Origin of the sequence: Cognatundibacterium squillarum (assembly GCF_014652435.1) — a bacterium.
In the GTDB taxonomy this organism is placed as follows: domain Bacteria; phylum Pseudomonadota; class Gammaproteobacteria; order Burkholderiales; family Burkholderiaceae_D; genus Undibacterium; species Undibacterium squillarum.
Genome location: NZ_BMYU01000001.1, coordinates 650,907 through 673,998 on the forward strand (window position 1 = coordinate 650,907; position 23,092 = coordinate 673,998).

At 53.1% G+C, this 23,092-nt stretch carries 22 protein-coding genes; 9 read left to right on the plus strand and 13 right to left on the minus strand.

The features are described 5' to 3' along the window. Positions 1–42: 42 nt before the first annotated feature. Positions 43–1,281: a nucleoside recognition domain-containing protein gene (locus IE092_RS02730; RefSeq protein WP_189355455.1), complete on the minus strand. Its 1,239-nt coding sequence runs from the start codon at positions 1,279–1,281 to the stop codon at positions 43–45. A gap of 152 nt (positions 1,282–1,433) precedes the next feature. On the opposite strand from IE092_RS02730, the gene IE092_RS02735 reads away from it, so the two are divergent. From IE092_RS02735 to IE092_RS02750, 4 genes are all read left to right on the plus strand, one after another. Then, positions 1,434–1,880, plus strand: coding sequence for a hypothetical protein (locus tag IE092_RS02735; RefSeq protein ID WP_189355456.1), 447 nt, complete (start codon positions 1,434–1,436; stop codon positions 1,878–1,880). 101 nt (positions 1,881–1,981) lie between these two features. Next, complete coding sequence (locus tag IE092_RS02740; RefSeq protein ID WP_189355457.1) at positions 1,982–2,284, plus strand: hypothetical protein; 303 nt, start codon at positions 1,982–1,984, stop codon at positions 2,282–2,284. Then, positions 2,281–3,081, plus strand: a complete 801-nt coding sequence (locus IE092_RS02745; protein ID WP_189355458.1) for an HDOD domain-containing protein — start codon at positions 2,281–2,283, stop codon at positions 3,079–3,081. The genes IE092_RS02740 and IE092_RS02745 overlap by 4 nt, the downstream gene beginning before the upstream one ends. A 5-nt stretch (positions 3,082–3,086) precedes the next feature. Next, on the plus strand, positions 3,087–4,115 hold the full coding sequence (locus IE092_RS02750; protein WP_189355459.1) for a GGDEF domain-containing protein: 1,029 nt from the start codon (positions 3,087–3,089) through the stop codon (positions 4,113–4,115). A gap of 122 nt (positions 4,116–4,237) precedes the next feature. Here the strand turns inward: IE092_RS02750 and IE092_RS02755 are convergent, their stop codons facing one another. The 5 genes from IE092_RS02755 to IE092_RS02775 all read right to left on the minus strand — a co-directional run bounded on the left by IE092_RS02755 (position 4,238) and on the right by IE092_RS02775 (position 8,805). Then, complete coding sequence (locus IE092_RS02755; protein ID WP_189355460.1) at positions 4,238–4,915, minus strand: OmpW/AlkL family protein; 678 nt, start codon at positions 4,913–4,915, stop codon at positions 4,238–4,240. Positions 4,916–4,929: 14 nt separating this feature from the next. After that, positions 4,930–6,462: an alpha/beta hydrolase family protein gene (locus tag IE092_RS02760; RefSeq protein WP_189355461.1), complete on the minus strand. Its 1,533-nt coding sequence runs from the start codon at positions 6,460–6,462 to the stop codon at positions 4,930–4,932. Positions 6,463–6,860: 398 nt separating this feature from the next. Next, positions 6,861–7,643 (minus strand): HvfC/BufC N-terminal domain-containing protein, encoded by a 783-nt coding sequence (locus IE092_RS02765; protein WP_189355462.1) that lies wholly within the window; start codon positions 7,641–7,643, stop codon positions 6,861–6,863. Continuing rightward, on the minus strand, positions 7,630–8,508 hold the full coding sequence (bufB, locus tag IE092_RS02770) for an MNIO family bufferin maturase (RefSeq protein ID WP_229792992.1): 879 nt from the start codon (positions 8,506–8,508) through the stop codon (positions 7,630–7,632). Before bufB ends, IE092_RS02765 begins: the two co-directional genes overlap by 14 nt. 6 nt (positions 8,509–8,514) lie before the next feature. Continuing rightward, on the minus strand, positions 8,515–8,805 hold the full coding sequence (locus IE092_RS02775) for a BufA1 family periplasmic bufferin-type metallophore (protein WP_189355463.1): 291 nt from the start codon (positions 8,803–8,805) through the stop codon (positions 8,515–8,517). Positions 8,806–9,066: 261 nt separating this feature from the next. Here IE092_RS02775 and IE092_RS02780 point away from each other — a divergent pair, with 261 nt between their 5' ends. Continuing rightward, the gene (locus IE092_RS02780) at positions 9,067–9,282 is read left to right on the plus strand and encodes an RNA-binding S4 domain-containing protein (RefSeq protein ID WP_189355464.1); all 216 of its coding nucleotides are present in this window, start codon (positions 9,067–9,069) and stop codon (positions 9,280–9,282) included. 11 nt (positions 9,283–9,293) lie between these two features. Here IE092_RS02780 and IE092_RS02785 read toward each other — a convergent pair whose 3' ends face one another. Both IE092_RS02785 and IE092_RS02790 read right to left on the minus strand, forming a co-directional pair. Continuing rightward, entirely contained in the window at positions 9,294–9,728 is a 435-nt protein-coding gene (locus IE092_RS02785) for a hemerythrin domain-containing protein (protein WP_189355465.1), read from the minus strand. Between the two features lie 135 nt (positions 9,729–9,863). After that, positions 9,864–10,064, minus strand: a complete 201-nt coding sequence (locus IE092_RS02790) for a YjfB family protein (RefSeq protein ID WP_189355466.1) — start codon at positions 10,062–10,064, stop codon at positions 9,864–9,866. Between the two features lie 193 nt (positions 10,065–10,257). Between IE092_RS02790 and IE092_RS02795 the strand changes: the two genes are divergently transcribed. Together IE092_RS02795 and IE092_RS02800 are read left to right on the plus strand one after the other, a co-directional pair. Then, complete coding sequence (locus tag IE092_RS02795) at positions 10,258–11,388, plus strand: ABC transporter substrate-binding protein (protein WP_189355467.1); 1,131 nt, start codon at positions 10,258–10,260, stop codon at positions 11,386–11,388. A 91-nt stretch (positions 11,389–11,479) separates the two neighbouring features. Continuing rightward, positions 11,480–12,019 carry a porin family protein gene (locus IE092_RS02800; RefSeq protein ID WP_189355468.1) on the plus strand — a complete coding sequence of 180 codons (540 nt, stop codon included), beginning with the start codon at positions 11,480–11,482 and terminating at the stop codon, positions 12,017–12,019. A gap of 327 nt (positions 12,020–12,346) precedes the next feature. Here the strand turns inward: IE092_RS02800 and IE092_RS02805 are convergent, their stop codons facing one another. From IE092_RS02805 to edd, 5 genes are all read right to left on the minus strand, one after another. Continuing rightward, positions 12,347–12,799 carry a hypothetical protein gene (locus tag IE092_RS02805; protein WP_229792993.1) on the minus strand — a complete coding sequence of 151 codons (453 nt, stop codon included), beginning with the start codon at positions 12,797–12,799 and terminating at the stop codon, positions 12,347–12,349. Between the two features lie 496 nt (positions 12,800–13,295). Beyond that, a complete protein-coding gene (ppc, locus tag IE092_RS02810) occupies positions 13,296–16,052 on the minus strand; it encodes a phosphoenolpyruvate carboxylase (RefSeq protein WP_189355470.1) in 2,757 nt (918 codons plus the stop codon). A 180-nt stretch (positions 16,053–16,232) separates the two neighbouring features. Beyond that, the gene (pgi, locus tag IE092_RS02815; protein WP_229792994.1) at positions 16,233–17,867 is read right to left on the minus strand and encodes a glucose-6-phosphate isomerase; all 1,635 of its coding nucleotides are present in this window, start codon (positions 17,865–17,867) and stop codon (positions 16,233–16,235) included. Positions 17,868–17,952: 85 nt separating this feature from the next. Then, positions 17,953–18,597, minus strand: coding sequence for a bifunctional 4-hydroxy-2-oxoglutarate aldolase/2-dehydro-3-deoxy-phosphogluconate aldolase (gene eda, locus IE092_RS02820; protein WP_189355471.1), 645 nt, complete (start codon positions 18,595–18,597; stop codon positions 17,953–17,955). A 75-nt stretch (positions 18,598–18,672) separates the two neighbouring features. Further along, positions 18,673–20,523: a phosphogluconate dehydratase gene (gene edd, locus IE092_RS02825; RefSeq protein WP_189355472.1), complete on the minus strand. Its 1,851-nt coding sequence runs from the start codon at positions 20,521–20,523 to the stop codon at positions 18,673–18,675. A gap of 323 nt (positions 20,524–20,846) precedes the next feature. Between edd and zwf the strand changes: the two genes are divergently transcribed. Together zwf and IE092_RS02835 are read left to right on the plus strand one after the other, a co-directional pair. After that, the gene (gene zwf / locus IE092_RS02830; RefSeq protein WP_189355473.1) at positions 20,847–22,307 is read left to right on the plus strand and encodes a glucose-6-phosphate dehydrogenase; all 1,461 of its coding nucleotides are present in this window, start codon (positions 20,847–20,849) and stop codon (positions 22,305–22,307) included. After that, entirely contained in the window at positions 22,294–22,989 is a 696-nt protein-coding gene (locus IE092_RS02835) for a 6-phosphogluconolactonase (protein ID WP_189355474.1), read from the plus strand. The genes zwf and IE092_RS02835 overlap by 14 nt, the downstream gene beginning before the upstream one ends. The last annotated feature ends 103 nt before the right edge of the window (positions 22,990–23,092 follow it).

A 23,092-nucleotide genomic window follows, 5' to 3' on the forward strand; every position in this document is an offset into this window, starting at 1 on the left:
ATACCGTCCGTGGTTGCGCTGCCCTGCCCGCTTCGTAAAGATTCAGTGAAAGAACAAATAAGCCACGCCAATTGCGGCGATCACGCCTGCCAGATCTGCCAGCAAACCCATAGGAATTGCGTAGCGGGTTTTGCGGATGCCAACTGAGCCAAAATACAGGGCGACGATGTAGAAGGTAGTGTCAGCCGAGCCCTGGAAAATACAGGCCAGACGGCCGGCAAACGAATCCACGCCGAAGGTTTTCATGGTATCGACCATCATGGCGCGTGCGCCGCTGCCAGAAAGGGGTTTCATCAGCGCGGTGGGCAAGGCATTGACAAAATCGGTGTTCCAGCCGAATGCGGCGAACAAGGCTTCAAAGCCTTTGACAATCAGCCCCAGCACGCCGGAATTGCGCAGCAAGCCAATCGCCACCAGCATGCCGACCAGATACGGAATGATGGTCAGCGAAGTTTGTATGCCGCCTTTCGCACCTTCGATGAAGGTGTCGTAGACATTCACGCCTTTGCGCATGGCGGCGACGATGAAGCCGGTAATGATCAGCAACAGCAGGAAGTTCGCACTGACTTTGGAAAAGGTTTCCAGCTCGGCGCGCGTCATCCATTCGCTCATACCCCAGACCATTGCGGCGATTGCGGCGCTGATACCGCCGAGCCAGCCGAGCAACACACGGTCCCACAGATTGATGCGCTGGCGTATCGCCACTGCCAGCATGCCGGTGACCGTGGCCACATAGGTTGCAATCAGACAGGGAATGAAGATATCCGACGGATTCTGCGCGCCCAGCACCGCGCGCTGCGCCATAATCGCCAGCGGAATCAGTGTCAGGCCGGAGGTATGCAGCACCAGAAACATAATCTGCGCATCGCTGGCGGTTTCTTTGTCCGTATTCAGGCTTTGCAGGCTTTCCATGGCTTTCAGGCCAAATGGCGTGGCAGCGTTATCCAGCCCGAGTAAATTGGCGGAAAAGTTCATCACCATGTGGCCATTGGCCGGATGATCTGCCGGTACTCCGGGGAAGATGCGCGAAAAAAATGGTGCAATCTTACGCGCCAGCCATGCCACTACACCGGCTTTCTCACCGACCTGCATCAGGCCCAGCCACAGCGTCATCACCCCTGCCAGCGGCAAAGCGATATCCATCACTGCAATGCGGGCGGATTCAAAAGTGCCGTCCATCATGCGCTTGAAGACCTCGGTATCGCCGAGGAACAGAAACTGCAATACGGCAGCCGCAAAACTGACCAGAAAGAAGCCTATCCAGATGTAATTCAGAATCATTGCGTTTACGGAAATCAAAACCGCCAATGTATAACGAAACTGTGCTGCGGGAACAGCCTTTTTGACTGCAGTGATCCGGCCATTCATGCTGTCAGCCGAATGCAGACCTGCGCCGTTAAAGGCATATCCCGATTTTATTTACGGAGTTCATCATGCGCTTCGCACTTCTGACTGCCGCGCTGCTGGCCGGCGCACTGCATACCGGCACCGCTTCCGCCCAGCAATGGGATAACTGGAGTTATTCCGGTTACAGCCCTGCACCGCAAATCACGTATGACTATGTCTATTATCCGGCGCAACAGGTGTATTACTCACCGCGCTTCCGTACTTGGTACTGGCCGGAACAATCGCGCTGGATCGAAAGCGCCTACTTACCATCGTATATCCGGGTCGATTACCGCAGTGGTGGTTACAACATTCGCTTATCCAGCCGCGTTCCGTACACCCAGCATATTTACGTGGAACAGCAATACGGCCACATGTGGCGCAGAGTGCCTGAATGGCGCCGCGAATACCGCGAAGAGCGCTGGGAGGAACGATACGAGCGCCCGCGACATCACCACCATCATCATCACGGACACCACGGTCACCGTGACTGATCCGCAAATGCTGCCATCTGACGCGAAATGCTCCTACGCAAGCCAGCGTACTCAGAGTATGATGAATAGAACATCAACTCAGCACAAACGAAAGGCAAGCGATGAATGCACGCTCGTATATCGTTCTGTCAAAGGCCGAACCCGGTCAGCAACTGGCTGAAGCGGTACAGGATCAGCACGGGATGGTGTTATTACCGGCCGGCGCAACCCTGACGATTCATCACCTGCAGCATTTGCAGGACCATGGTGTCAGTATTCTGAGTATTCAGACCGGCGAAACAGCCATTCCTTCTGATCCGCAGCAACTGACGCAACGACTGAATCATTTGTTCAGCACTGCCGGCAATTCGGATGCAGCCTTGCAGTTGCGTCTGGCCATTCAGCATTACCGGAGCCAGTCATGAACAGAACAGCGATACACGAGCCTGTTCCATCGCTGGCTAAATTGCAGACCCTGCCGGTAATGCCCGGTGTATTACGCTTGCTGTTCGAGGCAGGAAAACAGGAAAACCCTGAACCGGTTGAACTGAGCCATCTGATCGCGCTGGACCCGGGACTGACCGCAAAACTACTGCGCCTGACCAATGCGTCACATTTCGGCACAAACTCGAAAGTGGTTACCGCTGATCAGGCTGCCGCACTGCTCGGCAGCAATCAGTTACTGCAAATGGCAGCAGTCACCAGTCATCACAATCCGGCATCGCTTTTACCGGCAGATGCACTGGAGCAGTTCTGGCGACGCAGCATTGCGACTGCTTTTTGCGCTAAAGCAATCGCACGCACGCATCACATGAAACATGATTACGCCTACACCGCCGGGTTGCTGCATCGTTGCGGAGATCTCGTACGCATGTTGTATCCCGATTTGCATACAACAACGTCTGAGGGCAACATACCGCTGACGGCGATCCAGGCTGGCACAGCACTGGCACGCCAGTGGCAGTTTGCAGATACGCTGACTGACGCACTTACCCATTTCACAGCGCCACCCGACGATCCGCATCAGTTGCTTGCATCAGTCGTGCATCTGGCGGAAGCCTTTGTCACAGCACTGGATATTTGCGGCGACAAGGCAGCCACACTGCCCTTGCTGAGCACTCACGCTTGGGATACCCTAGCGCTGACAGAAGCCGAATGCCTGCAGGTATTCCGCGAGACAGAAATGCACGCGCTGGCTACCTTCGATTTACTTCAGATCTGAATTTTATGCTGCTGGACAAAACGGTTTTAGAACGCGTCAACACCTTTCAACACATCGAATATCCGCTGGAAGCCATACAACTGTTCAGAAATATTTCTGATAACAATCTCGGCGTCATCCGTCATCTGATACAGGATTGCGACATCGTCCGCGCCCGTGCCGGACAAACTGTGCTGGATGCCAGCAGTGCGGGTTCCCGTCTGTATATCGTGCTCAGTGGTGCACTCGGCGTCACTATGCTGAATGAAGACGGTAATCATCTGGAAAACACGATCACACAGTACTTACCCGGCGAATGTGTCGGCGAAATATCTGTGCTGGATGAAGAAATCCATTCTGCAACTGTGTCTGCGATTCATGACAGTTTGCTGTTGGTAATTGAATCGTCCATCGTCTGGCAATTGATTGAAGAGTCCAACGGCGTTGCGCGCAACTTGCTGCAACTCTTGTCATTCCGCATCCGCGCTGCCAATGCACAAATCCGCAGCCGCAAAAAAGTCGGCGAGTTTTATCGCCAGTTATCGATGGTCGATGGCTTAACCGGCCTTCACAACCGCGCCTGGCTGAATCAGCAATTGCCATCACTGATTCAGGCTGCGCATGGCGGCAATCAGCCGCTCAGCATTGTAATGGTCGATCTGGATCACTTTAAGCGCTTTAACGATACCTACGGTCATCTGCGTGGCGATGACGCATTGCAGGCGGCAGCCAAAGTATTGAATTCAGGGCTGCGCCCGACGGATTTTGCGGCACGCTATGGCGGCGAAGAAATGCTGGTGATTTTGCCGGAGACAGATTTACAGGCAGCCAGCATCGTTGCAGAACGCCTTTGCCAGCGATTGCGCAGCGCACCTGTCTTCACGGAATCAGACAAACCTTTACCTCACATTACCGGTTCATTTGGTGTTGCCACGCTGCAGGAAGGCGAGGATTTTCAGAAATTGCTGGATCGCGCCGACAGCGCACTGTATTTCGCAAAGCAATCCGGCCGCAATCAGGTAGCTTGCGCTCCGGCACTCAACAACATGAACTGATTCTGCCTGCAATTTCTGCTGAAAAAAGAGGCTGGAATAAGGAGTTAAACAGGCAGAGTTATGTGTGTTTGCCAAACAAAAAAGGGAGCTCACGCTCCCTTTTTTACATCTGAACAATACGATCAGAATGCGTAACCAACGCCAACTGTCACAACGATTGGTTTGAAATCAATGGTTGTTGTACGGTCGATACTGCCGGTAGTAGCACGCAGGTCAGTTTTCACTTTCGCTGCCGCAACCGATGCACACAAACGCCATTTTTCAGTCAGTTTGTAGTTCACACCGATCTGTGCTGCCAAACCCCAGGAGCTGGTCAGATTGATCTTGGTCGGACCACCTGTTGCCAGATCATTTGCTGGTGTCGAGTTCGCATCAAAGAACTGCGTGTAGTTCACACCGGCACCAACGAAAGGACGCAGGTTGTCAGACGGCGAACCGAAGTTATAGTTCGCAAACACGGTTGGCGCACGTTGTTTCACTTTCGCCAGTACACCGTACGGAGCCAGTTTGCCGCGACCAAACACTTCATGTTCTGGCGGAAGACCTGCCACAAAGTCGATATCCCAGTGGTCTGTCAGACGTTTTGTCACGCCGAACAGCAGAGTCTTCGCGTTACCAACCGTAATACCGGCTGGTTGTGGCGTCAGGAATTCAGGACCATTGCTTTTGAAGTCCGGAGATTCAGGATGCAGTGCAATACCAATCACACCTGCACGTACGGTAATGCCCAGATCTTCCGCGAAGCTGCTGCCTGCTGCTAATGTCAGGGCGACTGCGGCTGCAATTTTCAATACTTTCATTGTCGGCCTCCTGATTAGTTAGATTGCGCCAGCACTTGCTGGAAGAAACCACGTGCTGCAGCATTGCAGAACGGTGGAACCAGAGTACCGTGGTATGCACTGGCAACGGCTGTTGCCGGGTTCTGACCCGCAGCTTGTGCTGCAGCAATCACTTTTGCTTTGGAAGTCGCAAAACCAACTTTTGCTGCCGCAAACGGATCAGTTGCACCGGTTACTGCAGAATCAACGTCCAGAACAGGCAATGCTGCTGCTGGGAAACCTTTACCCTGGAAGAATGCCTGCGTCAGCTGAGTATTCACCCAGAATACTGTCGGGTCAGCGTTACCGCCGCACAGCATGACAGGATTAGAAGGCACGAAATTACGCAGATCGTTTTTCAGTGCTGCTTTACGGAACGGATGTGCGGGTGTGCAGTTCAGTGGATCCAGAGGATTCGCGCCACACTTATTCGCTTGCAGATCCGCCAGATAGGCATTACGGAACGATGTTTTGATCAGGTTGCCATCACCGAAGAATGCTGCAAATTGCGCAGATGTCGGACCAGGCAGCGAGTCTTTTGCGAATGTCGCTGTTTGCGGCAGTTTGCCGGATGTGTACAGATCGCTCAGTGTGTACTGACCAGGAATCAGAGATTCGATACCGGTTGCGTATTTATCTTCATAAATATCGCCCGGGGTGTTGTACAAGCCACCGTAAGATTTTTGCCAGCCGGTTGTGATCATTGGCAGGAAAGCGGTACCACCCAGGTTCGGGCTGCCTGCGAAAATCGCGTCACCCATTGTGCTGATCGCGTAAGGACCAGACATACCAGCGGTTGCAGTCACTTTAAATTCAGAAGAATAAGTAGATTGCATTGCTTTTTGCGTTGCAACCGCAACGTGGCCACCCTGAGAGTAACCTGCGATCAGCAGTTTGCCGGAATCCTGCGCACCAATCACAGGGAATGCTTTACGTGCAGCACGCATTGCATCAACCATGTCGTTGGCTTGCTGTTCAGCATTCAGATATGGATGGTAGGACAGAGAAGAAACATCGTAGCCAGCATAGTTAGGCGCAACGACGATGAAACCCTGAGCGGCGTACATCGCTGCAACCAGCGTTGCTTCGGCGTAGCCGGAAACGTTCGCCATGTTGAATGCTTTTTCGACAGTAGTGCCGTGCGCATACAGCAAAACCGGACGTGGACCAGCACATGCCGGATCAGAGCCGGAAGGTACGTACATCGCTGCCGTTGCCGTCGCTGGCTCATTTGCGCCACCGACGGTTGCATATTTCATGTAATAGACCGACAGCGCGCATTTCGGCGTACCTGTGACCTGTGTAATACCAGGAGAACCTGCTTCCAGCTTCGCAGCGAATGCGGCTGGCTCCAGTTTAGGCAGTGCTTCGCCGTTAGCCTGTGGAATCGGCACCTGAATTGGCGGACTCGCGAGCAAAGTACCGCGAGCCATGGAATCAGTTACTGTCGGACCAGGTGTCCCGCTGCCACCACAAGCTGCCAGAACAGCAGTTGCGAGCAGGGATAACGCGACGTGGTGTTGACGCATTGTTGTCTCCTCTAAGAATTATGTAGTCAAGTTTGCAAGAAGCAATCGTCTTCAAATGGAACGAGCGTTCAAAAAACTCAGGTTTAGTATCTCACCAGCACATTTACTATGGTAGTAAAAAGCACAAATCTAGAGGAAATCCTCTTAATTAAAAAACCTTAAGTCCAAAGCGGAAATAAGCCGCATAAGGGCGCGAATTATAGGCGCTGCCGGTTAATTTTAAAAGACGATTTCAGCATAACTTTGATTATGCTGATTTTGCAATCTGACACAATTAAATTCGCGTTTGTGGGATTTTTGCGACGCATGAAAGCGAGGCTCAGCATTGCTCCGACAGGCGCGCCGGAAACATACTGTCAGCAGTAATCAGACTGATCTGCAAGACAGGCTTTCAAGGCTTATTCGGCAGCAAATACACCCAACGCAAGCCAGCGCTGCACACATTGCAAAACCTGCTCTGGCGAAACCGATTCCGCAACCAGCAGATGGGTCAATGCATAACCCAGCGCATTACCTGCAGCAATGGATGACAAGGCCTGAAATTCCGGCGCACTGATCACGCTCACTTCAGCCCGCCAGACAGGCCGGCTGACAACCGCATACTGCCCATACTCCTGCCATGCAAGCCCGTCCACATCACCGTTCTGATGTGCCAGCCAGATCTCGGTCACATTTCCCTTGAATTGCATTATCTGCACGCAATCAGAAATCTTCAGCTTCACCTGCATCATGCGGTCAATTTCAGCACCACACTGACTGATTAACTGATGCAGCGTCAGCAATTTCTGATCCGCAGCGTAATAGATCCGATGCACTTGCCATTCGAGGCGGGCCACCTCTGCCAAGTAAGGATATCCGGCACATAGCGGACTTTGACAAACAAAATCTGAAAATGAGGCACCGTACAAATGCAGGTCACCGCTTAACGAGGGCGTTTCTTCTGCGTACGTGTCCGCCAGTGCGTGAAAGCATTGCACGCCAACCAACTGACACAAAACAGGATAAGCCTGCTTCAGAACTTGTCTGCGCTGCGCACGCTGGCTGTCGCGGTACAGATGCAGTCCGTTTTCAAACGGCGACACCAGCAAGCCGGATAACTTCTGAACATCGGTATCCCGCTGACGAATTGCATCAAGCAATGTAGCCTGCCATGTTAAATCCGGCGATTCATGATTCTGCATTTCCGCCTCCCGCAGCGCTCCGGATTTCCCTGACTTCCTGCAATTCAGACAACAAATCTGACAATGGGGGAATGTCCGCATCGCGCTCTATCATCACCGGAACTGAAGCAGCACCGTGCTGACAAGCGAACCGGTACAAGTCAATCACCTGATCTGTCAGCGGCGCGTCATGGGTATCAAACAACAATTCGCCACGAACCTGATGTCCGGCAAGATGAATCTCCGTGATCTGATCGAGCGGCAGAGCAAGGTAGCGCATCAGCTCAGCGCGGGCATCCACTTTGTGATTCCACTGGCTGACATATAAATTATTGATATCCAGCAGAACACCGCAACCACTGCGACGTGCAAGCGTTGTCAGGAATTCTGCCTCTGTCATATCGGCATCCTGAAAGCGGACGTAGGACGAAACATTTTCCAGCGCAATCCGGCACCCGAGAAAGTTTTGTACCTGGTCTACCCTGTCCGTCAGCCAGCCGAGTAAATTACGACGCATCGGCAGCGGCAATAATTCGTTAGCAAATACGCCGCCAGCGGCATTCCAGCAAAGATGCTCAGAAACCGCCGCTGGCTGCACCTGACGTATCAGCGATTTGAGTTTTTCGAGGTGGCTCAGAGACAAAGGATCCGCAGAGCCGATGCCAAGCCCCACGCCATGCAAACTGACTGGATAATCCTCGCGCAAGCGCATCAGCACATGACGGTCGTAGCCGCCCTCACTGAAATAATTCTCTGAGTGGACTTCCAGCCAGTCGACCGGCTGTTTTTTTTCGAGAAAATCCGGATAGTGTGCGTGACGCAAGCCCAGTCCGACACCGGACAAAGGATGCGGGGCTTGCGCAGCTGGTGTAACGATCTGACTCACGCCAGATTACTTACTCATTTCCATCACTTTGGCACCCTTGTCTTTCGGGTCGGTTTTGCCACCAAGCTTCTCGCAAGTACCTGCAGGGACTTTTTTCCATTCATTCGGATCATTATCCTTGCTCGCCTGCCCTGCACAACCGTGTGAACCGTCTTTGCTTGCACAATCATTCTGACCGGCTTTCGCAATGCCGTAGCAACGTTCGGATTTTGCTTTAGCCGGTGCGTCTGCAGCGTCTGCCGCACCTGCACTGATCAGTCCCGCCAGAACGGCGGCAATCATTGCCTGCTGATTCATAGATATCTCCTCTGAGTAATCAAAAGCAGTTTCCTTAACAGTGAGGAAACCTTGCTGCGCATCATACATTTCCTGATAAAACCATGCAGCATTTGCCGGCGGATAATTTCATCACTGATGATTATTGACCTTCACAATTACAGGTGTACAGTAGGAAAACCTTTTACCGCCTTTCCATTAGTCTGCGATACCAAACCTCAGCAATGCCGGCACCTCTGGTTCTGGTGTATGCTTCACCCTTTTTTGCTCAGAAAGTCCATTATGGAAAAGATTACCGTCCCGCTGCGCGGTGAGTTCATCGAACTGAACCAGCTTTTGAAGATCGCAGGTGTCTGCGATAGTGGTGGCGCCGGAAAAATGATCGTCGCCAGTGGTGATGTGACTGTGGATGGCCAGCAGGAATTGCGCAAAACTGCAAAAATCCGTGCCGGCCAGGTCGTACAGATCGGTGATATCCGGATTTCGGTCACCGAATAAACATAGCTTGCTTAAGCAGGCGTTTGCCCGGCAGCAGACGCCGGTGCGGGCTCTTTATTCCATGCAATCATAAAACGCGCCAGCATGTTATCCATGGTATCGACATGGTGTTCAAACCAGTGCGGCAATTCTTCTGCCAGTTTCTGTCCGAGATCCGTTTCACCAGCGAGATAGCGGCTGCGTACCTCGCGCATGATTTCCAGTACAGAATCATGCTCTTGTTTATGACAGCCGACCGGCGGAAAATTTGTTTCTTCCATCCAGCGGTTTTCCTGCTCGAAGTGCTCAACCGAATGCGCAATCAGCGCGTCCAGACGTTCGATAAATGTGTCCGGCGAACCCTTACCCAATGCGGCACATAGGGTCACGAACTCGACATGTGTTTCATCCATCGGGCCATAACTGAGTTTCAGGCGGTCTGACCAGCCCCATTCTGTGTTTTCCATGCTCTATCCTGAAAATGCAATGCCCCGCATTATCCGGCATCAGCGTGCTTTTCGCTTGCGTCAGATCAGTGGATTCCGGCCGCAGGCATAAAAAATGCGGCTGACGCCGCATTGTGTGTATGAAAACGGAGAAACTCAGGCCGTCGTATTAATGTTGCGTCCCAGATGCGGCGGCAGATTGCTGGTTGCCTGATTATTCGGGATCGCTTCTATCAGTGCAGTTGCACTTTCAGCCTGTATTTCATTGGCTTTCTTCAGAACAGCAATGCTGACCGCCTGTGCATTGCCGACATCTGCCAGTGTTGTAGACAATTTCGCAATTCCAGTGACGTCCATGACATTACTCCTTATCTGTACGTTTCTGTTAACGTCACGATGCAAGACCTTCTGAAGGGCAATGCACAAAATAAAAGCAGATTTTTGTGCTGCAAAGCATCATTTTTTCCGTAGCGAAACAGCACAGTCACTGGTAGGTCATATTTGAGCGGCAAACTTCGGGACTTGTTTCAATTTCCGGTTTGCAAGCATCATGTTGAAGACTTTTATCACGCCGCTATTACGCTGTTTCATTCTGTTTTTTATCACAACCTTGTCGCTGCCACTCAGTGCGCAGGACAATCTGATCATTGTCGGACAAGCTATTGATTTATCCGGCCCGAACGCGGCGGTCGGTCGCGACTATGTGGCCGGCATCACCACATTTTTTGACAGTATCAACAGCCACGGTGGCATCCACGGCAAACGCGTCCGCTATCTGGTGCGTGACGATCAGGGTAATCCGGCCAACTCTGCAAAGCTGGCAGCGGAGCTGATCGAACGCGACAAAGCAGATTTTCTGATCGGTGGCATCGGCGCATCCACAGTCGATGCCGTTGTCGCAACATCAGCCTTTCAGCAAAGCAAAATCAGCCTGTTTGCACCTTTGTCCGGCGTGCAGAAACAGCATGGCGGCCGCGTGGTGTACTGGCGTCCGAGCGCAGAACAGGAGATGCAATACATCTTCTCCTACTTCGATAAACTCGGCATTCGTCAGGTTGGCATCGCGCTGCAGGAAAACAGTGTCAATCACGACATGTACCAGTATGTTGTGAATGAAATCCAGCGTCGCAAAATGACTCTCAGCGGCGTCGTCAAAATTACCGGCAATCCGACGGAACTGAGTCGCGAATCCGCTAAGCTGGCTGCCGGCAATCCGAACATTGTGATCACCGTTGCAGACACTGTGGCGACCGGCTTGTTTCTGAAATCTTTCCGCCGCTCTGCGCCGAAAGTATTTGTTGCCGGACTGTCGCTGACCAATCTGGATACGGTCGCAGAACTGGCGGGGCGTAGCGCGCTGGAATGGACGGTGTTTTCACAAGTAGTACCGAATCCGCTCGGCAAAAAATCGGTTGTACAGATTGACCATAGCAATATGATGAAGAAATTCCGTGACGAAGAACTGTCTTCACTGACCTTCGAAGGTTTTCTGGTCGCAAAAACCCTGAGCCGCGCCATGCAGAATGGCCGTGGCGGACGCGATGCATTTGCCGGCATGACAGGTCAAAAAAATCAGATTGATCTCGGCGGATTTCTGATGACCCCGGATGAACAGCAAAACCGGATATCCGGATTTGTTGATATTGCATTATTCCGTAAAGGCGGCGGCCTTTTGTTCTGATTTACCACGACCTGAAGTCGCAAAATTATTGCTTTGCATCACTATTCCGATTAGGCTTACGCGCGTTGAAACAAGCATAGGCAATCGTGTTATGAATAAAGTCGTTATTTCCGTTTTGCTGGCCTGCGCCAGTCTGTTGCTGACCAATACCGCTGCTGCACAAGTGTATGGCGGTATCGGCGCCGGCAAAACCTCATGGTCCTTAAACTGCACAAGTACCTGCAGTGCCAGCAAACCGGATGTACACCTGACACTGGGCTACGATCTGGGTCAGGACTGGAGCGTGGAAGGTCGTTTCAGTAAATTATCGGACGTTACTGAAACCACAAAACAATGGCGTTTCCGCAGCTACCAGACCGAAGTCGCCGGTCTGCGCCGGTTCATGGTGCAAAACAATCTGGTGACGTTTGGTAAATTCGGCGTGACGTACACCCGTTTCAGCCCGCAGGAAACCAATGGTGCCACCGTAGAGAAAAGCAACCGCTTCAGCCCGATGGTTGGCGTTGGCCTGGCCTATAAGATCACCAATCTGGTCGCAGTACGCGGCGAAATCGAAACCCGCCAGATTCGCTTTATGGAGCAAAACAGCAAGATCACCAGCGTCTCGCTCGGTATCCAGAAAGCATTCTGATCGCAGAAGTTGCGACCTGAACACGGATGCGGCAAATCCGTTTGCTGCAAATTAAAACACCGCTCCTCCATCCGGACAGCGGTGTTTTAATTTATGGATCACACAGACTTTCGCTGGTCAGAACCAAGTCAGCTGCGGAACTGCCAGTTTTTGCTCAAAAATACCCCAAATGCGGAGTACAGCACAGCAATCCGGCGGTCGTCGGCAGAAAGTCCGGCTCTCTGGAAATGCAAGATGACGATCTTTGCACAACAAGACTACCGGTTTGCACTTCTGACTTATATTTCTCCCTCAATTTAAGCCCGACAAGGTACTCCATTCAGAGCATCAGTCAGATGCAGAACCGATGATGACAAAGGAAGCATCAGTACGACTGAATAAAAGGGCAAAATCCCAAAAAACCGGATATGCAGGATGTCCTGTTTTAAGCCAGAAACGCTCAATTTTGTTTGCCGCCTTCGCTTGCTTCCGCACTTCCGCAAGCAATTCGTCCAAACAATTTGAGAATTCTACTGAAGCGACCACTTCCGCATCCGGTCCTGCGCCGGTATCCCCGGAGAACATTAAACTGTCTTGTATTTCGGCGACGATCTCATCCTCAGTGACTTCCTGAAATTCAACCGCGAGCACTTCGGCTCCCAGAACAGAGGAAACTCTGTTGTCTGATGATTCGCCAGCCATAGCTGTGACTTGATAACTTTGCAAAAAGACCGTGTAGTTTGTGGCATTACTATTCAAGCGCTCGCACATCTCGGAAAGTATCGCTGACTTCATCAACATAAGTTCTGATTTGAAATTTATAAGTATCAATAACAAGTTTCTGCGATTAGTTGCAGTCATCACGGTGCAGGAACAATTGTCTCACCGTTGCACTCGGCGCATTCAGTCAAGACCGCAGTCCAGCGACCGTTATTTTCCTGCTCACTACAGACAACGCCACGGCCGCCACATTTCGGACAAATCTGAAATCCATACTGCTGCTCACGCCTGCTACGGCGTATGGCCTCCAGAAACATTCTGCGTCGTATGGCCGTTTTTAAATCAGTTGAACTCAAAAAATAGACTCCTTTCCTTACACTCAACTGCCACCGCTGACTTTACTAGCAAATGCGGTGTTCAGCACAGCAATCCGGTGATTGTCGGCAGAAAGTCCGGCTCTCCGAAAATGCAAGATGACGAACTTTGCACAAATACAATCGTTTTCAAACTGAGAAAACCATAAAAAAACGCTGCTCATCGTATCCCATGAGCAGCGTTTTTCAGAAGCGGAACGAACTTAACCGCTGTTGCGCAAGCCGGCGGCGATGCCGTTGATGGTCAGGTGGATGCCACGGCGGACGCGTTCGTCTGCGTCACCTTCGCGGAAGCGTTGCAGCAGTTCGATCTGTACGTGGTTCAGCGGTGACATATACGGGAAGCGGTTGCGGATTGAGCGTGCCAGCAGCGGATTCGCTTCCAGCAATTCATTCTGTCCCGAAATTTGCTTCAGCACGGCAATGGTCAGGCTGTGCTCATCCTGCATACGCGGGAAAATGCGGTCACGCAGTGCCGGATCGCGCACCAGTTGCGCATAACGGCTGGCGATACCGATATCGCTTTTTGCCAGCACCATTTCCATATTCGACAGTACCGTCGCAAAGAAAGACCAGTTTTTGAACATGGCTTGCAGGGTTGCGAGGCCGGAGTCCGAATGTTTTGCCAGATAACGCTGTACCGCAGTACCAAAGCCGAACCAGCCCGGCAGCATCAGACGGCATTGTGACCAGCTGAATACCCACGGAATAGCGCGCAAATCTTCAATCGCCGTGGTCTTTTTACGCGAAGCCGGACGGCTGCCGATATTCAGACCGGCGATTTCAGAAATCACTGTCGATTCCCAGAAATACTGTTCAAAGCCATCGGTTTCGTACACCAGATCACGGTAAGCGCGGAATGCATCAGCGGACAATTCTTCCATCGCCGCCAGATACGCGGCTTCCGGCGCCGGTTCCTGATGCGCAAGCAGACTGGCTTCCACTGTGGCAGCAGCCAGCACTTCCAGATTACGGCGGCCGACTTCCGGATTACCGTATTTGGCGGTAATCACTTCACCCTGCTCGGTCAGACGGATTTGTCCCTGCACTGCACCGGCTGGCTGCGCCAGAATCGCCTGATAGCTAGGGCCGCCGCCACGACCAACGGAGCCGCCGCGACCGTGGAACAGGCGCAGACGCACGCCGTGTTTTTCAAATACTTTGATCAGTTCCAGCTCGGCTTTATACAACTCCCAGCCGGAAGTCAGGAAACCGCCGTCTTTATTGCTGTCGGAGTAACCGAGCATGACTTCCTGCGCCTGCGCACGGCTTGGCAGGAATCGCGCGTATTCCGGCAGGCTGAATAAACGGTCCATCGCGGTGGCGCTGTGCTGCAAGTCGCCGATGGTTTCAAACAGCGGGATGATGTTCACATCCAGACGCCCTTCCTGCGGATGCAGCAAGCCGGATTCTTTCAGTAACAGCGCCAGCTCCAGCATGTCGGACACACCGTCCGTTTTGGAAATGATGCAGTTCGGCACCGCCTGACGACCGTAACGCTGATGCGCGAGCGCCGCACCACGGTAAATTGCCAGCTCGGAGCGGGTTTCGTCAGAGTACGTCAGATAAGGCGATACCAGCGGACGTGCCGATGCGATTTCGCGGCACAGCAAGGCAATCCGGCCCTCTTCATCCAGACTCAGATAATCCACCGATGCATCAGCAGCGCGCAGCAATTCTGCCACCACGCGCTCATGCACATCCGAGTTCTGACGCAGATCCAGCGGTGCCAGATAGAAACCGAATACGCGCACCGCACGGCGCAAATGACGCAGACGGCCACGGGTAATTTTGGCGGAACCGTTTTCCACCAGCGACTGATGAATGATATCCAGATCTGCCGCCAGTGCTTCAGCGCTGTCATACGGTGCTGCGGGGCCACTTGGTGGTATGACTGCATGTGCGCCGAGCAAACGGGTATACGTTGCCGCCAGACGTGCATAGATGCCGCTGATCGCCAGACGATAAGGTTCATCGGAACGGTGTGGCGAATGATCCGGCGAGCTTTCTGCCAGTGCGCGTAAATCATCCGACACATTCACCAGCAACGTCGCCATCGACAATTGCGAACCCAGCGTATGCAATTCTTCCAGATAAAAACGGAAAACGCGGTTCGCCTGCATGGCCAGTGTTTTTTCCAGCACTTCTGCCGTCACAAACGGATTGCCGTCGCGGTCGCCGCCGATCCAGCTGCCCATTTTCATGAAGCTTGGTAATTCTTTTTGCGCGAAAGCCGGATCACGGGCGCGCAGCACATCTTCCAGTCCCGCGTACAGCGAGGGTAATTCGCGCAGGAAGGTGTAGTCGTAAAAACTCAGGCCATTTTCGACTTCATCCAGCACCGATAATTTGGAAGTACGCAGCATGCGGGTTTGCCACAGCGTCAGTACTGCGCGTCCCAGTGCTTCATCGTTCGCTTCCTGCTCTTCCGGTGTTAACTGCATACGGTCGCGCTCGTCGAGCAAGCGCGCAATCACCATCTGGCAATTCAGAATACTTTTACGCTGCACTTCAGTCGGATGCGCGGTCAGTACCGGCACCACGCTGGCAGTATCGAAGAATTGTCCGATTTCATCGCTGCTGCGACCGGATGCATACAGCGCATCAATCGTGTAAGCCAGTGTACCCGGACGCGGTGCAGAGCCAGCGATCTGATGCGCGCGGGTGCGGCGAATGTGGTGCTGATCTTCCGCAATATTCACCAGATGCGAAAAATAACTGAACGCACGGATTAGCTGCGTCATTGCATCATTGCTGAGGCCATCCAGTGTCGCTTCCAGTGTGGTACGCGCTGCCACATCCGCATCGCGGCTGAAACGCACCGATAACTGACGCACGGTTTCGATGCTGTCGAAAATCTCATCACCATGCTGATTGCGGACTGTATCACCCAGAATACGACCGAGGCGGCGGATATCATCACGCAGGCTCTGATCTTTATCGTCTTGAAGTTCTTTCATTTTGAGGGCCGGAGTTAAGTGAGCATTCATGGCAAAGTGTAAAGGAGGACAAACAACGCACAGATGAAAATTATCGACGCGTGTGTGCACTGCAACAAACCGATTCGGGAGTCATTGACACCGTAAATCCGTTTGCTGCAGAAATCAGCTTAAAAAAGGAATTTGACGTGAGACTTACATTCAGGCGACGCGACGCAGTTTCTGACTGCGTGCCACCGCTTGCAATAAGCCACGGGTGGAACTGTCTTCCGGTTCGCGTACCGCAGCAGGATCGAGGTTGATTAATTGCTGCGCCAGCGATTTACCCAGCTCCACGCCCCACTGATCGAAGGCATTGATATCCCAGATCACCGATTGCACAAACACTTTGTGTTCGTACAAGGCGATCAGCGCCCCCAGCGAACGCGGTGTCAGGGCATCCAGCATCAGCGTGGAAGTCGGACGATTGCCTTCAAACACGCGGTGCGCCAGTACGTGATCCGGCTGATCACCGAGTTCCTGACGCACTTCTTCCAGCGTTTTACCCCAGGCCATGGCTTTGGACTGCGCAAAGCAGTTCGCCAGCAAGGCCTGATTGTGACTGGCAAGGCCGGCATCATCATCCGCCACCACGATGAAATCAGTAGGAATAATCGTTGCGCCCTGATGCAGCAACTGGAAGTAAGCATGCTGACCATTGGTACCGGCTTCGCCGAACAGAATTGCGGACGTTGAATAATCCACACGCTGACCTTCACGGGTCACGGATTTACCGTTACTTTCCATTTCCAGCTGTTGCAGATACGCCGGTAAGCGCGTCATACGCTGGTGATACGGCGCAATCGACAAAGCCTGCAGACCGAGGAAGTTGATATTCCAGACACCGATCAGCGCCATCAGCACAGGCAGATTCTGTTCCAGCGGTGCATGCGCAAAATGCAAATCCATTTCATGCGCACCGGCCAGCATTTCTTCAAAACGATCCGGGCCAATGTACAGCGCAATCGACAAACCAATCGCGCTCCACATCGAATAACGGCCACCCGCCCAGTTCCAGAACGGGAAAACATTTTCTGCCGCAATACCGAAGGCTTCTGCGGCTTTGACATTGGTACTGAGCGCTACAAAATGCTGACGAATCTGATCGGTAGGGCAACCATGCGCCAGCATCCATTCGCGGGCTGTTTTCGCATTGGTCAGCGTTTCCATGGTGGTGAAGGTTTTCGATGCCACCACGAATAAAGTCGTTTCAGGATCGGCATTTGCCAGCGCATCTGCCACATGGCGGCCATCCACATTCGAGACAAAATGCAGCGATAAATTCTTTTGCGACCACGGGGCCAGCGCGATACACGCCATTTGCGGACCCAGATCAGAACCGCCGATACCGATATTCACAATTGTACGTATCGGTTTGCCGGTGTAACCGAGCCAGCGCCCTTCCCTGACCGCATTCGCAAACTCACGCATTTGCGTCAGTACCGCATGCACATCTGCCGCGATATTCTGACCATTCAGCATGAAGGATTCTTCTTTTGGCAAACGCAATACCGTATGCAGCACGGCACGGTTTTCGGTGTGATTAACCGCTTCACCGCGCAGCATCGCATCACGACGCTGCTCCACTTGCTGTTGTCTTGCCAGCGCCAGCAAATTCAGTTTCGCCGTCGTGTCCATGCGCTGTTTGGAATAGTCGAGCAGAATGCCACAGGCCGATGCAGAAAAATGGTTAAAGCGTTGCGGGTCCGCTTTAAACAAGTCTTTCAGACTGGGCATATGGGTAGCACGTTGTTGCAACAGGCACCAGAGCGGCGTACGGGAAACAGAATGAGCCATGATAGTCAGTACAATCCGGGAAGAAAAAACAGGTTCAACACAAAAAAAAGGCAACGCCCTGACGGGAGTTGCCTGAATTCAGAGATCAGCTTTGCCGGCCTGCAGCCGCCGCAGCGGCAGCGAGCTGGCCGATTTGCGCCCAGTCAGCAGCATTGATCAGCGGTGCAGGACACATCCATGAACCACCGACGCACAATACGTTAGGCTGGGCCAGCATTTGCGGTGTGCTTTCCACAGTCACACCACCGGTCAGGCAGAATTTCACATCCGGGAACGGGCCGCCGAGTGCTTTCGCCATTTTGACGCCACCCACCAGATCGGCCGGAAACAGTTTCACAACTTTGAAGCCATGCTCCACCGCCAGCATCAGATCGCTGGCACTGCCGACACCCGGAAAATAAGGCAAAGCACTGTCACGCGCTGCTGCCGCCAGTACCGGTGTAATGCCGGGGCTGATACCGAACGCCGCACCGGTGGCGAGCACCGCATCCAGTTGTGCCGGTGTCAGAATGGTGCCTGCACCGACAGTAACTTGCGGGCAGGCTTTCACGACTTCTTTCAGCACCGTCATTGCATTCGGTGTACGCAGTGTGATTTCCACTGCTGGCAAGCCGTTTGCCGCCAGCGCATTCACGCAATGAATCGCCTGATCGACATCATCGGTTACCAGAATCGGCAATACTTTGACTTCTGCGAGTTGCGCGGTAATTTCATTCAGTTGCTTGCTCATCTTGTCTCCTGTTCTGTCTTCCCCGCACGGTGATCCGCTGCACACAGGGGGAGCTGTGCGCAGCGGCTACCGGCATCAGACAGCGGTATCGATAAATAAAGTACTTGCACCCTGCTCCGGACTGGTCACGACCAGACGCTGCGCAGCAAATAAATCACGGCCAAAGCCTGTTGTTGTATCCGGTTTAGCAGAACGCACGGCACGGCTGTTCCATTCAGCTTCATCCACTAAAGCACGCAATTCACCGGTATGCACATTCAGTTCGATCAGATCGCCGTCGCGCACTTTGCCAAGCGGGCCGCCTTGTGCCACTTCCGGACTGACGTGCAGTGCCGCCGGGACTTTGCCGGAAGCGCCGGACATACGGCCATCGGTGACCAGCGCCACTTTGTGGCCTGCAGACATCAGGCTGCCGAGTACCGGTGTGAACTGATGCAGCTCCGGCATACCGTTGGCACGCGGGCCCTGATAAATCACCACCGCAACAAAATCACGGTTCAGCTCACCGGCTTTATACGCGTTAACAAGTGCATCCTGTGATTCAAACACCACCGCCGGTGCGCGGATAATCCAAGCATCTTTCGGCACCGCTGATGCTTTCACAATCGCACGACCGAGGTTACCCTGCAGCAAACGCAAGCCACCGGTTGGCGCAAATGGTTCAGCGACTGGTCGCAGTACGCTGGTGTCGCCGGACACTTCCGGCAGTGCATCCCATTGCACACGACCATCTTCACCCAGCGATGGTGTCACTGCGTGACCATGCAAGCCTTGTTTGCCGAATACGGTCATCACGTCGCCGTGCATCAGGCCAGCATTTACCAGTTCACGAATTACAAACGACGGGCCACCGGCATCCTGGAAAGCATTCACATCGGCGGTACCATTCGGATACACACGCGCCAACAGCGGTACCACGGACGACAATTCATCGAAATCCTGCCAGTCGATCAGAATGCCGGCTGCACGGGCAACCGCAATCCAGTGAATCGTGTGATTGGTAGAACCTCCGGTTGCCAGCAGAGAAATCAGTGCATTGACGATGGTTTTTTCATTCACCAGCTCGCCAATCGGCGTGTAATCACCGGCGATTTCTGTCAGTTGCACGATGCGCTCTGTCGCAGCTTCGGTCAGAGCATTACGCAGCGGGCTGGAAGGATGTACGAAAGCAGAACCCGGTAAATGCAGGCCCATCGCTTCCAGCAGCATCTGATTACTGTTAGCCGTACCGTAAAAAGTACAAGTACCGGCGCTGTGATAAGCCGCGCTTTCTGCTGCCAGCAATTCTTCTTTGGTCGCTTTGCCCTGCGCATAACGTTCGCGTACAGCCGCTTTTTCTTTGTTCGACAAACCGGAACCCATGGGCCCTGCCGGTACAAAAATCACCGGCAAATGACCGAACGCCAGTGCACCGATCAGCAAGCCCGGCACGATTTTGTCGCAGATACCAAGACACAAAGCTGCATCAAAAGCATCGTGCGATAAGGCGACTGCCGTTGCCTGCGCAATCACATCGCGCGAGAACAGCGACAATTCCATGCCCGGACGACCTTGCGTCACACCGTCACACATCGCTGGTACTGCGCCGGCAACCTGCGCAGTGGCACCGGCTTTCAGTGCAGCCTGACGTATCAGTTCCGGATAGCCTTCATACGGCTGATGCGCGGACAACATATCGTTGTAGGCCGTCACGATGCCGATATTCGGTTTTTGCGCCTGCGCCAGCCAGATTTTCGATTTACTGTCCATCGCCGCATTGGCATGCGCCTGATTGGCACATGACAAACTGCTGCGACGCGGGCCACGGCCTTTGAACTGACGGAGTTGTTCGAGATAGGCAGTGCGCAGCGATCGGCTGCGTTCTGTAATACGTTGCGTGACCTGTTGGATCACTGGGTGGAGACCGGAAGTTGTGGTAGTTGTCATTTAACTCACCTATGCTGTTGGCAGCGGTTACTGCCCGGAAGATCAAAATGTTCACGCAAACCGTTGTCAGGTACTGCACCGCCCCGGTTTGCGTAAAAATTCTGATGACCAGCTGACAGAACGATAGCACAAATTCAGAAATTTACGTAACAAACTTTCAGAATTGACGATTTATACGAAAAATTTACAGAAACAAAACCACAAAAACGTAAAGAAACTACATTTTTGATTTTTTTCTGGCATAATTCAAACACTGAAAAAGTACCGGAACGCCATGCCGGCAAGCCGGTTGAACAGCACAGCCAACTCTCTGTGGAGACACTATGACCACCTTTGTTCTTTTCGGCGGCACCGGCGATCTGGCCCGGCGCAAGATTATTCCGGCGCTGTACAGTGCCTTTGTGAACGACAGGCTGGATGCCTCGTTCCGCTTTATCGGCGCTGCCCGCGAAGGCTTGCAAAGCGAAGATTACCGTCAGCGTGTTGCTGACGCGATTGCCCAGTTCGGCGGCAAAGTGTCCGGCGGCACACCTGAAAAACTGGCGGCATTTCTGGCTGTCACCTACTACCAGAAAGTCGATGCGCGCATTCCGGAAGATTTCGAAGGTTTGCGGGCACAGATTCCGGTCAGCGAAGCCAACCCGACGCTGTTCTATCTGGCGACGGCACCGAACATTTTTATTCCAGTAGTTGAACAATTACATGCGCACGGCCTGACTGCAGGCAATGCACGCGTTGTGGTTGAAAAACCGCTGGGGCGTGACGGGCAGTCAGCGCAAGCGATTAATCAGGCGCTGCGTCAGTATCTGCATGAAAAACAAATCTATCGTATCGACCATTATCTCGGTAAAGAAATGGTGCAAAACCTGCTGGCGCTTCGTTTTGCCAATTCTTTCCTGGAGCCGCTGTGGAATCGCAAATGGATACAGGACGTCCACATTTCGATTTCTGAGCAGGTTGGTGTCGAATCCCGTGGTGATTTCTATGATCAGACCGGCGCGATGCGCGACATGATCCAGAACCACTTGCTGCAACTGGTGTCGATTGTGGCAATGGAACCACCGGTAAATGCTGATCCGGATTCGATCCGTGATGAAAAAGTCAAAGCCCTGCGTGCTTTACACAAATTCACACCGGAAGAAGTTTCCAAAAAAACAGTGCGCGGCCAGTACCGTGCAGGTGCAGTCGATGGCAAAGCCGTACCGGGCTACCAGACTGAACCCGGCGTGCCGACCGCTTCGCGTACTGAAACCTTTGTCGCCATCCGTGCAGAAATTGATAACTGGCGCTGGGCTGGCGTACCGTTCTATCTGCGTACCGGCAAACGTATGGCAACCCGCAGCGCGGAAATCACGATCAATTTCAAACCGATTCCGTATGCGATTTTCGGTAACGGACAAGGCCCGATGCGCTCTAACCGTCTGGTGATTTCTTTGCAGCCGGAAGAAAGCGTCAAACTGTTTATGAAAGCCAAAGAACCGGGCGAAGGCATACGCTTATCCGAAGTGGCGCTGGATCTGGACTTCGCTGAGGTATCCACTTCACGCCGCGTGGAATCGTATGAACGCCTGTTACTGGATGCGATGCACGGCGATCTGACCTTGTTTGTACGTGATGATGAACTGATGGCAGCATGGAACTGGGTTGACCCTATTCTGCAGGCATGGCAAAACGATAGCGAAGGCCTGAAATCGTATATCGCCGGCAGCTGGGGGCCAGCCGCTGCCAGCTATCTGCTGGCACAGCATGGTGCAGCCTGGGGAGAAGAATATGTTGAAGGCTGATCCGGGTATGCAGGCAAATTTACAGTGGCACACATTTGAAAATTTTGATGCGCTGAGCACTGCGCTCAGCGAGCAATGGCTGACGCTGATACAGCAAGCGGAGACCGGCAGCAGTTTTGCACTGGCTGGAGGTTCCACACCTTCACCGGTGTACCGCAAACTGGATACCTTGCTGGCGCAAAACAAAACGCCTGCACTGTGCAAACTGGTCGCGACGGATGAACGCTGGGTCACGGATGCCGATGCCCAAAGCAATGAAGGTTTATTCCGCCGTTGTTTTGAGCAAAGCATGAATGCTGGTCAAACCGCACTGGTTTCACTGAAAGATGCTGCCAGTACGCCGGAAGTGGCCACGTCCGCGATTCATCAGCGTCTGCAACAGCAATTGCCGAAAGCCTTTGACGCTGTGCTGATCGGTATGGGCGCGGACGGTCATGTGGCTTCACTGTTCCCGGGTGCACCGGTGCAGCATGATGATCTGGATTGTCTGGCTGCGCTGCATCCGCAAACCCGCCAGTGCCGTATGTCCTTATCGCTGCCGCGTCTGGTGAATACCCGCCGTATCTGGCTGGTGATCAGCGGCGCAGAGAAGCGTCAGGTACTCGAAAATGCAGCGGGTTTACCGGTAGAAGCGCTGGTACGTGCCGCTGGCTGCACGGTTGATGTGTTCTGGTGTCCATGACGACGCCACCTGCTGTCAGCCATCCCTGACAGCAGGTATCTTTCCCTGTCCGGGGCGGTTACAATTCCGCTTCCATCCACCGGTTTCACGACAAATCTGCGCA

Bases quoted from the DNA above. Each gene is read 5' to 3' on its own strand.
- IE092_RS02745 (WP_189355458.1), top strand. From the start codon at position 2,281: ATGAACAGAACAGCGATACACGAGCCTGTTCCATCGCTGGCTAAATTG.
- eda (WP_189355471.1), bottom strand. From the start codon at position 18,597: ATGAGCAAGCAACTGAATGAAATTACCGCGCAACTCGCAGAAGTCAAA.
- IE092_RS02775 (WP_189355463.1), bottom strand. From the start codon at position 8,805: ATGAATCAGCAGGCAATGATTGCCGCCGTTCTGGCGGGACTGATCAGT.
- ppc (WP_189355470.1), bottom strand. From the start codon at position 16,052: ATGAAAGAACTTCAAGACGATAAAGATCAGAGCCTGCGTGATGATATC.
- IE092_RS02805 (WP_229792993.1), bottom strand. From the start codon at position 12,799: ATGTTGATGAAGTCAGCGATACTTTCCGAGATGTGCGAGCGCTTGAAT.
- IE092_RS02765 (WP_189355462.1), bottom strand. From the start codon at position 7,643: ATGCAGAATCATGAATCGCCGGATTTAACATGGCAGGCTACATTGCTT.
- pgi (WP_229792994.1), bottom strand. From the start codon at position 17,867: ATGGCTCATTCTGTTTCCCGTACGCCGCTCTGGTGCCTGTTGCAACAA.
- IE092_RS02755 (WP_189355460.1), bottom strand. From the start codon at position 4,915: ATGAAAGTATTGAAAATTGCAGCCGCAGTCGCCCTGACATTAGCAGCA.
- IE092_RS02785 (WP_189355465.1), bottom strand. From the start codon at position 9,728: ATGGAAAACACAGAATGGGGCTGGTCAGACCGCCTGAAACTCAGTTAT.
- edd (WP_189355472.1), bottom strand. From the start codon at position 20,523: ATGACAACTACCACAACTTCCGGTCTCCACCCAGTGATCCAACAGGTC.
- IE092_RS02750 (WP_189355459.1), top strand. From the start codon at position 3,087: ATGCTGCTGGACAAAACGGTTTTAGAACGCGTCAACACCTTTCAACAC.
- IE092_RS02780 (WP_189355464.1), top strand. From the start codon at position 9,067: ATGGAAAAGATTACCGTCCCGCTGCGCGGTGAGTTCATCGAACTGAAC.
- IE092_RS02800 (WP_189355468.1), top strand. From the start codon at position 11,480: ATGAATAAAGTCGTTATTTCCGTTTTGCTGGCCTGCGCCAGTCTGTTG.
- IE092_RS02795 (WP_189355467.1), top strand. From the start codon at position 10,258: ATGTTGAAGACTTTTATCACGCCGCTATTACGCTGTTTCATTCTGTTT.
- IE092_RS02735 (WP_189355456.1), top strand. From the start codon at position 1,434: ATGCGCTTCGCACTTCTGACTGCCGCGCTGCTGGCCGGCGCACTGCAT.
- IE092_RS02740 (WP_189355457.1), top strand. From the start codon at position 1,982: ATGAATGCACGCTCGTATATCGTTCTGTCAAAGGCCGAACCCGGTCAG.
- IE092_RS02835 (WP_189355474.1), top strand. From the start codon at position 22,294: ATGTTGAAGGCTGATCCGGGTATGCAGGCAAATTTACAGTGGCACACA.
- zwf (WP_189355473.1), top strand. From the start codon at position 20,847: ATGACCACCTTTGTTCTTTTCGGCGGCACCGGCGATCTGGCCCGGCGC.
- IE092_RS02760 (WP_189355461.1), bottom strand. From the start codon at position 6,462: ATGCGTCAACACCACGTCGCGTTATCCCTGCTCGCAACTGCTGTTCTG.
- IE092_RS02730 (WP_189355455.1), bottom strand. From the start codon at position 1,281: ATGATTCTGAATTACATCTGGATAGGCTTCTTTCTGGTCAGTTTTGCG.
- IE092_RS02790 (WP_189355466.1), bottom strand. From the start codon at position 10,064: ATGGACGTCACTGGAATTGCGAAATTGTCTACAACACTGGCAGATGTC.